Below are 13,373 nucleotides of genomic sequence, written 5' to 3' on the forward strand. Positions count from 1 at the left end.
TCCCCGCCGGAACGGCTCGGTGCCCGCGGGCGATCGTCACCTGAGTAGATCGACGTCGGAGACAAGCTCGATGTGCGTCAGCATCGCTTCCGCTGCGGCGTCGGGGTCCTGGGCACGGATAGCATCCGCTATCTTGCGGTGGGAAGCGAGTGATTGCTCGGGCCGCCCTGGCTGCCCCAGGGATTCCAGGCGTGTTTCGAGGATCATCTCGGCGATGAAGGTCATGAGCTGGGCCATCACCGATGAATGTGCCGCAGCCGTGACCGCCTGATGGAATAGTTCGTCGCCGTGCAGGCCTTTGCCTCCGTTGGCGATCTCATCAGCCATCACCTGCAGCGCCAAGTCGATTGCCTCCATCTCGGCATCGGTGCGCCTGACCGCGGCGAGTCCGGCGAGTTTCACTTCAAGGGTGCTTCGGGCTTCGACGATCTCGGGAAGCCTGCTTCTGTGTTCCCTGAGGCTTTTGATCACGGTGGCGATGCTGGGCCGGTATACGAGGACGGCGCCGGTGCCGTGCTGCACGTCGATGACGCCCAGAACCTCCAGTGCCACGAGTGCCTGGACAAGTGTGGCCCTGGATACTCCGAGCCGCTCCGCCAGATCCCGTTCGGCGGGCAACAAATCACCCGGACCAAGCTGGGCAGACTCGATATAGCCAAGGAGCTGCGTCACGAGCTGTTCGTACAGGCGGGGCCTGGAAACGCGCGCCAATGGATCAGATGGTGCAGTCTCGCGCACTCATGCCTCCTCACATAGTCCTCTGAGTAATAAGAATACACGGAGGAGTGTTGACAAGGTGACCCACTGTACTAGAGGCTAGTCCAGTGCTAGTGTAATCAGCATCACATCAGATCTTCCGTCCGGGGCGGCCCCAACGACCCGGACACGGCGAACTCGATGAATTCCCCTGAGACGCATAGCCACAACCCCAATATCCCTACCGGGCATCGCGCCCGGAACATCAGACCAATGGAGCGATGATGACTGTTCAACAAGTGACCCGGGAGCAGGCCGTACGGCGTGCCACCGTGGCCAGCGTGGTTGGAACAACAATTGAGTGGTACGACTTTTTCCTGTACGGAACTGCGGCTGCCCTCGTTTTTCCGCAGCTGTTCTTTCCGGGCCAGTCTGCCTTTGCCGGCATTCTGGCGGCCTTCGGCACCCAGTTTGTCGGCTTCGTGGCACGTCCGGTCGGGGCTGCGATCTTTGGTCACTACGGTGACCGCATCGGCCGTAAGACCACGCTGATGGCAACCCTGTTCCTGATGGCCTTCGGCACGGTACTGATCGGACTCCTTCCCACGTATCAGAGCATCGGCGTCGCCGCTCCGGTGCTGCTGGTGCTGCTGCGGATCATCCAGGGCATCGGCGTCGGCGGGGAATGGGGAGGATCCGTTCTGCTCAGCATGGAATGGGGAAACCAGAAGAGACGGGGCCTGTCAGCCAGCTGGCCGCAGATGGGGGTGCCGCTGGGCCTTGTTCTGTCCACCGGAGTCGTGCGCCTCACCTCCGCAGCCACGGGCACAGAAGGATTCGCCGCTTTCGGCTGGAGGATTCCCTTCATCCTGAGCATTGTGCTGATCGGCGTCGGCTTGTTCGTGCGGCTGCGCGTCGTCGAAAGCCCGGAGTTCGAGGCCGTCCGCACATCGAACAAGGTGGTCAAGAGCCCGATTCTGGAGGCCATCCGGCGCCAGCCGAAACAGATCCTGCTCTCGGCCCTGCTGCGGACTTCCGAGCAAGCCCCGTTCTACCTGTTCATCACCTTCGTCCTCACGTATGCCGTCAAGCATCTGAAGCTCAACAGCAACTCCATTTTGGATGACACCCTCATCGCGGCCGCACTGGGACTGATCAGCATCCCCGTGTTCGGGCGGCTCTCGGACCGTTTCGGCCGCCGCCGGGTGTACGGGACCGGCATCATCCTGACCGCGCTGTTCGCTTTCCCCTACTTCGGCCTGCTCAACACCGGCAATGCACTCCTGGTCGGAATCGCCGTCGTCGTGAGCCTGGTAATCCACGACATGCAGTACGGGCCGCAGGCAGCACTGATTGCCGAAAGCTTCGATCCGGACATCCGCTACACCGGTGCGGGCATGGGCTACCAGCTCGCCAGCGTTGTTGCCGGCGGCCCAGCGCCACTGATTGCTGCCGCCCTCCTGGAACACTACGGGGATTCAACGGCCATCTCGATCTACATCATCATCTGCACCGTCGTCAGCATGGCCGCCCTGATCCTGCTGCCCAAGGCCGCACACGCCCTCGCCGCCACAACCCCGAAAGCCGTAGGAAAAGCCGCATGAGCATCCAAGAAGAAAGCGTCCGGGACACGAGGGCCCGCAGTGGCCGTCCTCAGGAACCAGCCCCGGACCTGATCCCCCTCACGGCACCCTCCGAGGAGGTGTCCGGCGGTGCCCTGACAGATTTATTGGTGCTGGACCTGACCCGGATACTCTCGGGCCCCTTCGCCACCATGACCCTGGCAGACCTTGGCGCTGACGTGATCAAAATCGAACAGCCCGGCCAGGGCGATGACACCCGCCAGTGGGGCCCGCCCTTCCAAGGTGAAGAAGCTGCCTACTTCCTTTCCGTCAACCGCAACAAGCGCAGCCTGGCCGTTGACCTGAAGTCAGCCGAAGGCCTGGCCACCGTACGCCAACTGGCTCTGAAGGCGGACGTGTTGGTGGAGAATTTCCGGCCGGGGACGGCGGCCCGCCTTGGCCTGGGCTACGAGGACCTCTCCAAGGAGAATCCTGGCCTTGTTTACGCGTCCATCAGCGGCTACGGACAGACCGGCCCGGATGCGCTGCGTGCCGGTTACGACGCGATTGCCCAGGCCCGGAGCGGCATCATGAGCGTGACCGGTGAAGCAGACGGACCGCCGGTCAGGGTCGGCGTCAGTAGCGCCGATCTCGTCGCCGGCATGTGGGCGACCATCGGCATCCTGGCCGCGCTGCACGAGAAAAAGCGCACCGGGCGCGGCCAGTGGGTTGACATCAGCCTGCTCGACGGCTCGGTCTCCTGGCTGACCTATGTTTCCAGCGGGTACTTCGCCAGCGGCCAAACACCCAAACGCTATGGCTCGGCCCACCCCACCATCGCCCCGTACCAGGCATTTGCCACCGCCGATGGGTTCGTCATGGTCGCCGTGGGAAACGACAGAATGTGGAGAAGCCTCACTTCCGCCCTGAACCGCACAGATCTGGCGGCCGACGAACGGTTCGCGAGCAACCCCTCCAGGGTCGCTCACCGCACCACCCTCATCCCCCTCCTCGAAGAGATCATCATCACCCGAACCACCGACGAATGGGTACAGGCCCTGGACCAGGCAGGTGTACCTGTCGGCCCCATCCAGACCGTCGACCAGGCCCTCAAAGACCCACAGGTCATCGCACGGGGCATGGTCGCAGAACTACAGCACCCCACCGTCGGGGCACTGAAAATGGTCGGCTGTCCCGTCCGCCTCACCCGAACCCCCGCCTCCATCAGGACCGCCCCGCCCCTGCTGGGCCAACACACGGATGACATCCTGTCCGGACTTGGCTTCAGCACAAACCGCATAGCTTCCCTACGCGAAGCCGGTGCAGTCCAATGACCTCACCGAGCCCGGCCGGCCTGGACACCATGGCCCTCGACGACTCCAGGTCCGTCGCAACCCTGACCATCGGAACAGGCCAACGCTTCAACGCCCTCGGACAGCAGGAATGGGAAACCCTGGAACACGCAGCCGCCTCACTGGCAGAACACGAAGCGCTCAGAGCCGTCGTCATCCGCGGCCGGGGAGGCGTGTTCTGTTCCGGCTCAGACCTCAGGGAATGGGAAGACGCCTCCCCCGATGCCGTCAGCGCCAGCTTCGCCGCCATGGAAGCCGCACTACAAGCCATCGAAGACCTTCCCGTCCCCACCGTCGCCGCCGTGGAAGGCTTCGCGACCGGGGCAGGATGCCAACTCGCACTGGCCTGCGATCTTCAACTCATGAACCACACCGCCAAAATCGGCATGCCCATAGCCCGGCTCGGCCTCCTGGTGCCGGCGACCTTCGCCAACCGGATGTCTCTGCGGATCGGCCCATCCAGGACCAAAGACCTGCTCTACGGGGGACGGCTGCTCACCGCCCAGCAAGCCAACGAAATCGGCCTCATCACCACAGTGGTAGCCGACGACGACGTCGACGCGGCACTAAGTGAACTCCTCACCCGCTGGGACGGCCTATCGGCCGCATCACTGCGGGCATCCAAAGCCGCAGTGGACCTCGGGCTCAGCCCTGTCGCACACCCCGCCCGGCACGCACCACAAGGCCCCGCATCCGACCCACATGAATTCGCCTGGCGAGTGAACTCCTTCCTCCACCGCCACAGCCCGCGGCACTAGGCAGGAACGGCAATGGGAGCTATCCGGACCGGCCAGGAATTGTCTGATCTGGCCGTCATCATCCAACCAGACCCCCGGGTTTTACATGAGCGAGATGTGCGGGGACACCAAGCCGAGGGGGAACCAACCGAAACCAACCACAAAGGGCACGACTATGGCAGCGCAATTCAAGCTCTATGCTGACCCGGACGCCCGCTTGAGGTTCCAACTCGTCACGGACAATGGAGTTGTACTTCTCACCTCGGTTTCTTATGAGAACGAAGATGCAGCAATCGCAGCAATCTGGTCCGTACGTGAAGCCGCGGCCAACGGACGCATCGTTGACCCCAACGGTTTGGTATCCGAAGCACTAGATCCCTGATGTCCAGCGTGGACTCGGACTGTGTTGGAGTCAGCGAAAGAGTTCACGGGTCATTCCGAAGGGTACCTGGTCGGAAAGTTCAGCCGTGTAATGGCCCGGTACGTGGCGGGTGATGAGGATCCCGCGCGTCCTGGTGTGCAGGGCGGCTGCCTTTAGCTCTCGCACGGCGGCCTCGAGATGATCGTCGAGGTCCTGGCGGCTATTTACTCGTATGTCGATGCGTTCGGTAAGGGTGACCATGGAAAACGTCCTTTTGGCGGGTTCAGATATTGACGGAACTCACTAGGCGATGGGGATCCAGACGCGCATGGCGCTCGGTCCCCTGTTCGCCCAGCGGTGGTAGGGCCGCAGGGTGATGTCGAGCATTGCGTCTGTTGTGTTTGCTAACGGCGCTCCGTAGGGCCAGTCATCCCTCCCTCCACCCGGCCGGAGGCGGGCGGTGAGTGTGGCGCCGTCGTCGGTTGTTTGGGGGATCTGTTGCGGATCGATGGTGATGTCATCGAACGAGGCGTGTTCGGGAAGGTCGATCGATTCCAGGCAAAGGACGAGGGGGCCGCGCTCGATCGCTGCTGTGCCTCGGATGCCATCTATCCGGGGAGAGGGGACGACGATCCGGGCTTCCATCGGCAAGGACACTTTCACCATGCTGCCTGGCGTGAAGTCGCGGGTGATCTTCAAATAGTCCCCGTCGACGGGGACTGGTTCGTCGTTGACCGTCGCGGTTGCGGCTCCGCGGGCCCATGACGGGATGCGGATGCTCAGGGTCAGGTGGGCTTCTTCAAGCACCGTGATCAGGACCTGGCCCTCGAGCGGGTATGCCGTTCGAACGCTCAGCGAGACGGGCTGACCGTTGCCGGTTGTCGTGGCGATGTCCAGATCCGCGAACTGGTGCAGCTGGACGCCGTCGTCGTCTGTTGTCGCGAAATACGAATGGATGCTCGCCAGGGTGCGGGCCACATTTGTGGGACAGCACGACACTTCGAACCATGGCGCGCGCATGCTTGCCTCGGCCCGCTCGCTTAGTTGGTCCTGCGCCAGCATCTCCCCCGGGACTCGCTGGTGCAGAGTGTTGGTGTAGTAGAACGCACGTCCGTCCTCCCTCGGGGAGGCGAGGACGTTGTTGAGCAGCGTGCGTTCCATGAGGTCGGCGTATTTCGCTGATCCGGTTTCCAGCAACAGGCGCCAGCCGAGCATGACCGACGCGATGCCCGCGCAAGTTTCTGAGTATGCACGGTCCGCGGGCAGTTCGTAGTCGTGGCCAAACTCTTCGTTCTGGTGGTGGGCGCCCAGCCCTCCCGTGACGTAGGTTCGGCACGCCACCGTGCGGTCCCATTGCCGTTCAACTGCCGAGAGAAGCTGCTGGTCCGCGGTGTCGGAGGCAATGTCGACGGCGGCAGCGGACAGGTAGAGAGCGCGAACGGCGTGCCCGCGAAGAACGGTAGCGTCGCGGACGGGTATGTCGTCCAGGAAGTATTCATGTCCTTGGAACAGGGTGGTTTTCAGGGTCCGGTGTCCGCGGCGTTCCAGGAAGAGTTGGGCGAGGTCCCGGTAACGGTCGTCGCCTGTTACGCGGGCGAATTCAGCAAGGGCGGTCTCGATTTCGGGGTGCCCGCAGACGGCGTTTCTTCCCTCCGGCCCGAATTCACGGTAGACGTGGTCCGCCAGCTTCCTCGCGGTTGTCACCAGAAGGTCGTCGTGGCCGGTGCGGAAACGTGCGACGGCGGCCTGGATGAGGTGCCCGAAGCAGTACAGTTCGTGGCCCCATTCAAGGTCGGAGTAGCGGGCCCGCTGGCCGGGGTGCCCGAAGCTCGTGTGGAGATAGCCGTCGGCATCCTGCACCGCGGCAACACGGCGGACGATGTCCTCGAACCTGGACTGCAACTCCGGGCTGGGCTTGCGGGCAAGTTCCCACGCCATCGCCTCGAGGAGCTTGTACACTTCCGAATCCACGAATTCGATGCCCGTGTGGGTTGCGGCGATGGTCCCGTCAGCCACCCGGTCAAAGTTCGCGATCCATCCGATGCGTTCCATCCAGGTGCGGCAATGCTCAATGATGGTGTCGGCGTTGAGCGACTGCTTTTCGCCCCAGAATCCGCCGATAATGCGGATTTCGTCCTGGGCCAGCGGCGTGAGGCGGGATGACACGGGCCGGACAGGTCCGCCAATCATGGTTGTTTCCTTGATGATGGTCACGAAATTTCCCTTTCTCGGGTGGAATAGCCGGCGTCGAGGCGCGTTAGTCTTTGACGGCCCCGGCAGTGACTCCGGCGGCGACGTACTTCTGGGCCAGAACCAGCAGCACCGCAGCCGGGACGGACGCGACGACGGCGGTCGCCATGATCGCGTTCCAGTCCTGGTTGTTGTTCCCGATGTATTTGTAGATTCCGAGAGTGATGGTCTGCATGCTTCCGCCGCTGTTCAGCGTTGACGAGAAGATGAAATCGGACCATGCCCAGAGGAACGCGAAGAGCGAAACGGTGACGATCGAGTTGCGGCTGACCGGCAGGACGATCGACCGGAAGGTGCGCCAGGTTCCGGCGCCGTCGATTTTTGCCGCCTGCATGAGTTCATTGGGGATGCCGGCCATGAAAGCGGAGAAGATCAGGACCCCGAACGGCACGGCAATCGTTGAGTCGGCAACAATCAGCCCCCACACGGTGTTCAGGACGCCCATGCCAAGGAAGATGGCGTAGAAGCCCATGGCCATGATGATTCCGGGGATCATCTGGGCGATCAGCAGCACGAAATTGAGAATCCCTCTTCCGGCCGGCCGCAGTTTGGCCAGCGAAAACGCGGCCGGCGCGGCGAGGGCGACGGTCAGGACCACGGTGCCTAGCCCCACGATCAGGCTGGTCCCCAGGTAAGGGAGCTGTTGGCTCAGCACGGCCTGGTAGCCCTCAAACGTTGGGTGGATGGGGAACCAGTCGGGCGGGCTCTTGCGCATCTCCTTGGTAGGAGTGAGCGAGACATTGATCATCCAGTACACCGGGAAGAGCATCAGGGCCGTCAGGACAATCCCGACGATTGTCTTCCAGAGGCTGGAACGGCGCTTCACGAGAGGTCCTGCTTTCGCTGAATACGGATGTAGACGAGCCCGAAGACGAGCGCGAGGATGATCAGGAGGTTACCGACCGACGCGGCGGGGCTGAACGCGGGCAGTACCGATCCGAAACCGAGTTGGTAAGACCAAGTCGCGAACGTGGTCGAGGCGTTGCCCGGACCGCCTTTTGTCATGATCCAGATGATGTCGAAAACCTTCAAGGTGTAGACCAGACCCAGCAGGATGGTGATCGCCGAGACGGGTCGGAGCAACGGGAAGGTGATTCGCCAGAAGGTCTGCCAGGCATTGGCGCCGTCCAGCGATGCCGCCTCGTACAGATCTGTAGGAATGTTCTGCAGGCCGCTGTAGAGAATCACGAGGTTGAAAGGGATGCCGATCCAGATGTTCGCGATGATCACGGAGGTCAGCGCCCATTGCGGGGACGTGAGCCAGTTGATCTGACCGATGCCGAACGCCTCCAGGAAGGAGTTGACGACGCCCGAGTCGCTATTCAGCATCCAGGACCACGTTGAGGCGGACACGATCAGCGGCAGCAGCCAAGGGACCAGGAACAGTGCCCGCAGCGTGCCCGACAGGCGGAAGTGTTGGTAAAAGAAGACCGCAAGGGCCATGCCGATGGTGAACTGGAACACGATCGAGATGACGGTGAAAAGCGCCGTGTGCAGAAGCGCCGGGCCGAAGGTCGGGTTCTCGAAAACCTTGACGTAATTCTCGAACCAGACAAACGGGGCATTCCCCTGGACGAATGACCGGACGGTGTAGTTCCTGAGGCTGAGCTCAACGTTTCGAAACAGCGGGTATGCGTAGAAGGTGACCATGTAGATCACAAGCGGTGCCAGGAAGGCCCAGGCGGCCCATTTTCCGGACGGTGTTTTCTTCCTGCCATCGCCGTGCGGCGGGGTGTTGCCCACCCCGCCGCGACGTTGGACAGATTGCGCAGGAAGGGTCTGCGAATTCGTCATGGTGCGACTCTCAGCTACTTTGGGTGCCTATTTTGTCGCCGCTGCTGCCGCGGACTGGGCGGTTTGCAGGGCCGTCTGCGGGGTCTGGGAACCGCTCAATGCGTTTTGCACAGCGCCCCAGAGCTGCTGGGAGATCTTCGGGTAGTTGGTGCCGAGGTTGTCGCTGGTGCGACCCTTCGCGGCAGCAACCGCATCCACCCACGGCTTCAGTTCAGCATTCTGTGCGACCTGCTGGTCCTGAGCGGGCTTGGTCGGGGCGATGTAGGACAGGGTGTTGTCGGTGGTCACGGAGTTTGCGGTGTTGGTGAGGCACTGGGCAATCTTGACCGAGGTGCTGTAGCGGGCTGTGTCTTTCTGGACCGGAAGGGTCATGAATTCTCCGCCGGTCGGCGCGGCGGCCGCTCCGCCCTTGGCTGCGGGGATGGTCAGGATGCCGTAGTCGATCCCGGCTTTCTTCACATTGCCGAGCTGCCAGGTCCCGTTTTCGCTGAATGCGTAGTCTCCGCTGGCGAATTCCTGCCAGCTGGTGGTCTGGGTGTTGTTGATGACCGAGTTGGGGGCGTAGCCGTTCTTCACCCAGTCCGTCCACAACGCGAGGGCTGAAGCCGCCTGGTCGGAGTCGAGCTTCTTGAGGTCCGCGCCGGCACCCCAGAACCACGGCAGGAACTGGAAGCTGCCCTCTTCGGTTCCGATGGCAGAGAACGTGATGCCCTTCTTACCGGCAGCCTTGACCTTCGCCAGTGCGGCGGTGAGCGAGTTCCAGTCCTTGACGGAGTTGATGTCCACCCCTGCCTGGCTCAGGACCTTCTTGTTGTAGTACAAGGCGAGCGTGTTGGCGCCGATCGGCACGCCATAGGTTTTGCCGTCGACGACGCCGGCCTGGAGGATGTTCGTCTGGACAGCGCCCGTGTCGAGCTTGACGTCGTCGGTGGAATTCAGGACACCGGCCTGGGCCAGGGTGGAGACCACCGGGTTGTCGACCAGAAGGAGATCGGGGGAATTGCCCTGCTGGCCAGCCAGCAGCGCTTTGTTGGTCAGGTCCGAGGTGTCGTAGCCGGTGCGTTTGATCGTGACGCCTGCGTCCTTGCCGCACTTGTCGATCAGTTTTGCCCAGTCGCTGGAAGTGTCGAACTGCGGGTAGGGATCCCAGAAGCTGTACTCCCCGGACGGCGCCGCGGCGCTCGTGCTGCTGCCCGCCGTCGACGCGCAGCCAAAGAGGCTGCCGGTAACGGCCGCGGCTACGACGGCGGCCCCCAGGATCCGGGTTTTCTTCTTGGTGATCATGATATTCCTCCTTGAATAATCCATATGTTTGTCGAATCGGTTCGACGATGCGTAGGGCGTTGTTGTGCATTGAACGGTGCTGCTGCGGTGAAACGGTGTTCCCGTGTTACTTGGTGGGGCGGGATGGCGGCCCTAGCGGGTACTGCCCCGGTCGGTGAGTTCGGGGGCGATGAATCGGGTCACAGGTGCGCCCGCTTCGGCCGGATTGGTGATGCGGCGAACTAGCTGTTGTACAGCGTGCTGGCCGAGCAGATCGGGAGACGTCTCGATGGCGGTGTACGACAACGAGAACGCGCGGCCGAAATTTCTGGAGTAGAGGCTGACCACCGAGAGGTCGTCAGGAACCTTGACCCCGCGCTGGTTGAGTATGGTCGGGAGCGCCGCGATCGAAGCATCGTTGTGCACGATCATCGCCGTGGCACCCGGACGAGCATCAAGAAACGCGTTAATGCTGCCCGTGATGGCCGGCTGCCGGGACTCTCCGTAGTAGGGGTAGATCCGGAGCCCATAGCGGGCCGCGCGTTCCTGGGCTGCGTCCCGGAAACGCCACGCATACGCTCCGCCACGTTCGAACACGTGCTTGGGCGGGGAAACCAAAATGATTTCCCGGTGGCCCAGTCCGTACAGATGATCCACCGCCATTCGAGCGGCCTCGCCGAAATCGAGGTCCACGACGTCGAGACCTTCCGTTTCCGCGGGCAGGCCGACAAGCGCCCCGGGCTGCTGGGCCCCGCGCAGAACAGGAAGCCTCGGATCATGGTGGGTGACGTCAAGAAGCACGACCCCGTCCACCATTCCCGACCGGGTGATCCGCTCCAGAGCCGAGGGCGCATTGCTGTCAGTCACCATCAGGATGTCGTACCCGAGCTCACGTGCCGAATCGGAAATCGGCAACATGTACTCGAGCATGGCCGGAGCAAACTCGTCCTCGTGGAACTGCAGGAGAAGACCCAGCACCATCGTCTGGGACGTCGCAAGCGCCCGGGCGCCCGCATTCGGCGTGAAACCGAGGGTTTCGATCGCGTCCTCGATCCGGCGTTGGGTGCTCGCCGAAATGGTCCGCTTGCCGGACAACGCATACGAGACCGTGCTCCGGGAGACACCCGCAATACGGGCCACGTCTGCGATTGTCGCCATTGCCATCCTTCGTTGCTTGAGGAACCGGCACTCAACGAACCGGTTCGATGAAGTTACCAAGCCAAGCCGACTTGCACAAGTCGAATCGGTTCGATCTTTGAAAAATGTTTTCCCGGGACCCGAGTTGAATGGGTCCTCGAAGGGGAGATATCTGGCCCTCATTCGGGGATTTTCTCAGCATTTTTCGCAGGCAGCTATCCGTCAGGGGATGTTTGCGCGTCCACTTTTGTGAAGATCCTGTTAGCAACGTGCCGCAGGTCACATACACTCCCGTCTATTGTCGAACCGATTCGAATCGCGGCGTAGCGTCGATAAGAGGTCCGGAAATGCCCTGGAGTCAGCTTCGGCGCCCGCAAATGTCTGCCTGCTCCTGCAGATCTTCCCCGCCCTGGAGCACGTCTGAACTCGTGATTCCACGCGTCGCCGCCCAGATCAAGGAACTCAAAGAACGGCGTGCAATCGTCGTTCCGGCAACAAACAGCTCAAGAACGCGTTCTTCAGATCCGCATGGATCGCCAGCCACCACCACCCGGCGTCCAAGGACTACTACGAAAAGAACGGGCACAGGGAAAGAAACACAACGCCGCGGTCATCTGCCTGGCCCGCCGACGCTGCGACGTCATCTTCCCTGCCGAGCGCCCTGGATCTCCCGGGACGGCACGCAGAGACCTGCCCACAAAATGACCACACGAAGCAGCCTCAAGCATGAGCGTCGGTGCCGGTGGTGGTTGCATCTCGCCGCGCCGCGACTACTCCGAATTGGACCCGCCGGGGCGGTAGGATGTTGCGCGGATCTCCGGCTTCGCCTAAATGACCAAGTGATACGCTCGGGACCGTCAGTACAAGTCAGGAAGCTCGGAAGGCCTACGGCCATAGCCGACGATGGGAACCGATTCGAGATGGTAGTGCACGATAAGCAGAATCGGACTCCCGTGCGACGTGTGACGCTCGAGGACGTCGCTAAACAGGCTGGGGTGTCACGTGCGATGGCTTCCCTTGTCATTCGGGAAGAGCCCGGCCCTACCTCCATGACTCGCCTCCGGGTTATGGCCGCCGCCCGAATGCTCAACTACAGGCCGGACCGCCGTGCCAGGTCCTTGGCCAGCCCGACGTCTCGCCTAATTGGCGTGACATTCGGCGGAGCCGGCCACTTCCACTTCGATCTCCTCGAAGGCCTCTACGCGGCGGCTGCCGATCATGGATACGACCTCATCCTCAGTGCCCTCACCCCGGAACGGGGCGAACAACAGGCGCTGGATTCTCTTGCCGACTTCAGGTTCGACGGTCTCGTCATGCTAGGACCGCCCGTGGCGCAGCCGGCCATGGCCGGGACCATTCCCGTGACAGTAATGGGCTGGAGTGTCGATCACGAGTCCGTCGACGTCGTTCGGACCTCCGACGAACACGGAATGGCCTTGGCGGTGACCCATCTCGCCGATCTTGGGCATCGGCGCATCGCCCACCTGGATGGCGGTAGTGGCCTGGTGGCCAACGCGCGCCGCGAGGCGTACATCAAGGCCATGGGACAGCGTGGACTTAGCGGGGAAACTATGGTGGTCTCCGGCGGGGAAGATTCCCTTGACGGGCTCAGGGCTGCGGGCGAATTACTTGCCGTGGCCGAATTGCCGACCGCGGTGGTCGCCTTCAACGACGATACGGCGGCAGCTGCCGTGAGCCTCTTCGCCCGCGAAGGAATCGACGTCCCCGGCGGCATCTCGGTTGTTGGGTGGGACGATAGCCATCTCGCCCACAATCCCGCCTTCGACCTCACCAGCGTTGCCCAGCGGCCGCACGAGATGGCCCGTGCCGCCATCGAGCGGATCGTCGCCCGATGCGATGGCTCGGACGTTGAGGGACGGGAAATTGTCCTCGAGCCAACACTCGTCGTCCGTTCGAGCACGGGGCGCCCCAGGGTGATGCACCGCTGATTGACCTCTGGTCGACGCTTGGAGCCGCCTAAGTTCGACAACTCTCCCGAGTCCTGGGGGCGCGGATAGCTTTCGGGGGTCCCCGTGTCTCAAGCCTGCCGGTTCAGATATGGCCCCCGCTCCCCTAGCTGATGGCCCGCGCGCTCCAGCCTCAACGGCACTCCGCCCTGACCTATCCCGGCCACTTCGCCTCCCGACGCGCAAAGATCGCGTTCATCTGCCCCTAAGGCGCTCCTCCGCTCTGGCAGACCGCGGCGGATAAGCACTGTGGA

12 protein-coding genes and 2 pseudogenes are annotated in these 13,373 nt (G+C 62.6%); 7 read left to right on the top strand and 7 right to left on the bottom strand.

Annotated elements, in window-relative coordinates; translation table 11 throughout:
• Positions 1-36: 36 nt before the first annotated feature.
• Positions 37-738, bottom strand: coding sequence for a FadR/GntR family transcriptional regulator (locus AC3ANQ_RS12820; protein WP_488301402.1), 702 nt, complete (start codon positions 736-738; stop codon positions 37-39).
• A gap of 242 nt (positions 739-980) precedes the next feature.
• Between AC3ANQ_RS12820 and AC3ANQ_RS12825 the strand changes: the two genes are divergently transcribed.
• From AC3ANQ_RS12825 to AC3ANQ_RS12840, 4 genes are all read left to right on the top strand, one after another.
• A complete protein-coding gene (locus AC3ANQ_RS12825) occupies positions 981-2,300 on the top strand; it encodes an MFS transporter (protein WP_488301403.1) in 1,320 nt (439 codons plus the stop codon).
• Positions 2,297-3,592 carry a CaiB/BaiF CoA transferase family protein gene (locus AC3ANQ_RS12830; RefSeq protein WP_488301404.1) on the top strand — a complete coding sequence of 432 codons (1,296 nt, stop codon included), beginning with the start codon at positions 2,297-2,299 and terminating at the stop codon, positions 3,590-3,592. Before AC3ANQ_RS12825 ends, AC3ANQ_RS12830 begins: the two co-directional genes overlap by 4 nt.
• Entirely contained in the window at positions 3,589-4,368 is a 780-nt protein-coding gene (locus AC3ANQ_RS12835; RefSeq protein WP_488301405.1) for an enoyl-CoA hydratase/isomerase family protein, read from the top strand. Before AC3ANQ_RS12830 ends, AC3ANQ_RS12835 begins: the two co-directional genes overlap by 4 nt.
• A 154-nt stretch (positions 4,369-4,522) precedes the next feature.
• The gene (locus tag AC3ANQ_RS12840) at positions 4,523-4,729 is read left to right on the top strand and encodes a YegP family protein (protein ID WP_488301406.1); all 207 of its coding nucleotides are present in this window, start codon (positions 4,523-4,525) and stop codon (positions 4,727-4,729) included.
• 30 nt (positions 4,730-4,759) lie between these two features.
• Here AC3ANQ_RS12840 and AC3ANQ_RS12845 read toward each other — a convergent pair whose 3' ends face one another.
• The 6 genes from AC3ANQ_RS12845 to AC3ANQ_RS12870 all read right to left on the bottom strand — a co-directional run bounded on the left by AC3ANQ_RS12845 (position 4,760) and on the right by AC3ANQ_RS12870 (position 11,173).
• Positions 4,760-4,969, bottom strand: a complete 210-nt coding sequence (locus tag AC3ANQ_RS12845; RefSeq protein WP_488301407.1) for a hypothetical protein — start codon at positions 4,967-4,969, stop codon at positions 4,760-4,762.
• 42 nt (positions 4,970-5,011) lie between these two features.
• Positions 5,012-6,922, bottom strand: coding sequence for a glycoside hydrolase family 127 protein (locus AC3ANQ_RS12850; protein ID WP_488301408.1), 1,911 nt, complete (start codon positions 6,920-6,922; stop codon positions 5,012-5,014).
• Between the two features lie 43 nt (positions 6,923-6,965).
• Complete coding sequence (locus AC3ANQ_RS12855; protein ID WP_488305321.1) at positions 6,966-7,727, bottom strand: carbohydrate ABC transporter permease; 762 nt, start codon at positions 7,725-7,727, stop codon at positions 6,966-6,968.
• 53 nt (positions 7,728-7,780) lie between these two features.
• On the bottom strand, positions 7,781-8,752 hold the full coding sequence (locus tag AC3ANQ_RS12860; RefSeq protein WP_488301409.1) for a carbohydrate ABC transporter permease: 972 nt from the start codon (positions 8,750-8,752) through the stop codon (positions 7,781-7,783).
• A 27-nt stretch (positions 8,753-8,779) separates the two neighbouring features.
• Positions 8,780-10,036: a sugar ABC transporter substrate-binding protein gene (locus AC3ANQ_RS12865; protein ID WP_488301410.1), complete on the bottom strand. Its 1,257-nt coding sequence runs from the start codon at positions 10,034-10,036 to the stop codon at positions 8,780-8,782.
• Positions 10,037-10,168: 132 nt separating this feature from the next.
• Entirely contained in the window at positions 10,169-11,173 is a 1,005-nt protein-coding gene (locus AC3ANQ_RS12870) for a LacI family DNA-binding transcriptional regulator (RefSeq protein WP_488301411.1), read from the bottom strand.
• A gap of 463 nt (positions 11,174-11,636) precedes the next feature.
• Between AC3ANQ_RS12870 and AC3ANQ_RS12875 the strand changes: the two are divergent.
• The 3 genes and pseudogenes from AC3ANQ_RS12875 to AC3ANQ_RS12885 form a co-directional block, all read left to right on the top strand.
• Positions 11,637-11,857, top strand: a pseudogene (locus AC3ANQ_RS12875) (IS110 family transposase); the annotation flags it as partial.
• A gap of 215 nt (positions 11,858-12,072) precedes the next feature.
• Positions 12,073-12,243, top strand: a pseudogene (locus AC3ANQ_RS12880) (LacI family DNA-binding transcriptional regulator); the annotation flags it as partial.
• Positions 12,244-12,300: 57 nt separating this feature from the next.
• The gene (locus AC3ANQ_RS12885) at positions 12,301-13,101 is read left to right on the top strand and encodes a LacI family DNA-binding transcriptional regulator (RefSeq protein ID WP_488305322.1); all 801 of its coding nucleotides are present in this window, start codon (positions 12,301-12,303) and stop codon (positions 13,099-13,101) included.
• The last annotated feature ends 272 nt before the right edge of the window (positions 13,102-13,373 follow it).

It is taken from the genome of Arthrobacter sp. DMZ02-1R (assembly GCF_057747935.1).

Bases quoted from the DNA above. Each gene is read 5' to 3' on its own strand.
- AC3ANQ_RS12845 (WP_488301407.1), bottom strand. From the start codon at position 4,969: ATGGTCACCCTTACCGAACGCATCGACATACGAGTAAATAGCCGCCAG.
- AC3ANQ_RS12840 (WP_488301406.1), top strand. From the start codon at position 4,523: ATGGCAGCGCAATTCAAGCTCTATGCTGACCCGGACGCCCGCTTGAGG.
- AC3ANQ_RS12860 (WP_488301409.1), bottom strand. From the start codon at position 8,752: ATGACGAATTCGCAGACCCTTCCTGCGCAATCTGTCCAACGTCGCGGC.
- AC3ANQ_RS12835 (WP_488301405.1), top strand. From the start codon at position 3,589: ATGACCTCACCGAGCCCGGCCGGCCTGGACACCATGGCCCTCGACGAC.
- AC3ANQ_RS12825 (WP_488301403.1), top strand. From the start codon at position 981: ATGACTGTTCAACAAGTGACCCGGGAGCAGGCCGTACGGCGTGCCACC.
- AC3ANQ_RS12870 (WP_488301411.1), bottom strand. From the start codon at position 11,173: ATGGCGACAATCGCAGACGTGGCCCGTATTGCGGGTGTCTCCCGGAGC.
- AC3ANQ_RS12830 (WP_488301404.1), top strand. From the start codon at position 2,297: ATGAGCATCCAAGAAGAAAGCGTCCGGGACACGAGGGCCCGCAGTGGC.
- AC3ANQ_RS12865 (WP_488301410.1), bottom strand. From the start codon at position 10,036: ATGATCACCAAGAAGAAAACCCGGATCCTGGGGGCCGCCGTCGTAGCC.
- AC3ANQ_RS12855 (WP_488305321.1), bottom strand. From the start codon at position 7,727: ATGCTCTTCCCGGTGTACTGGATGATCAATGTCTCGCTCACTCCTACC.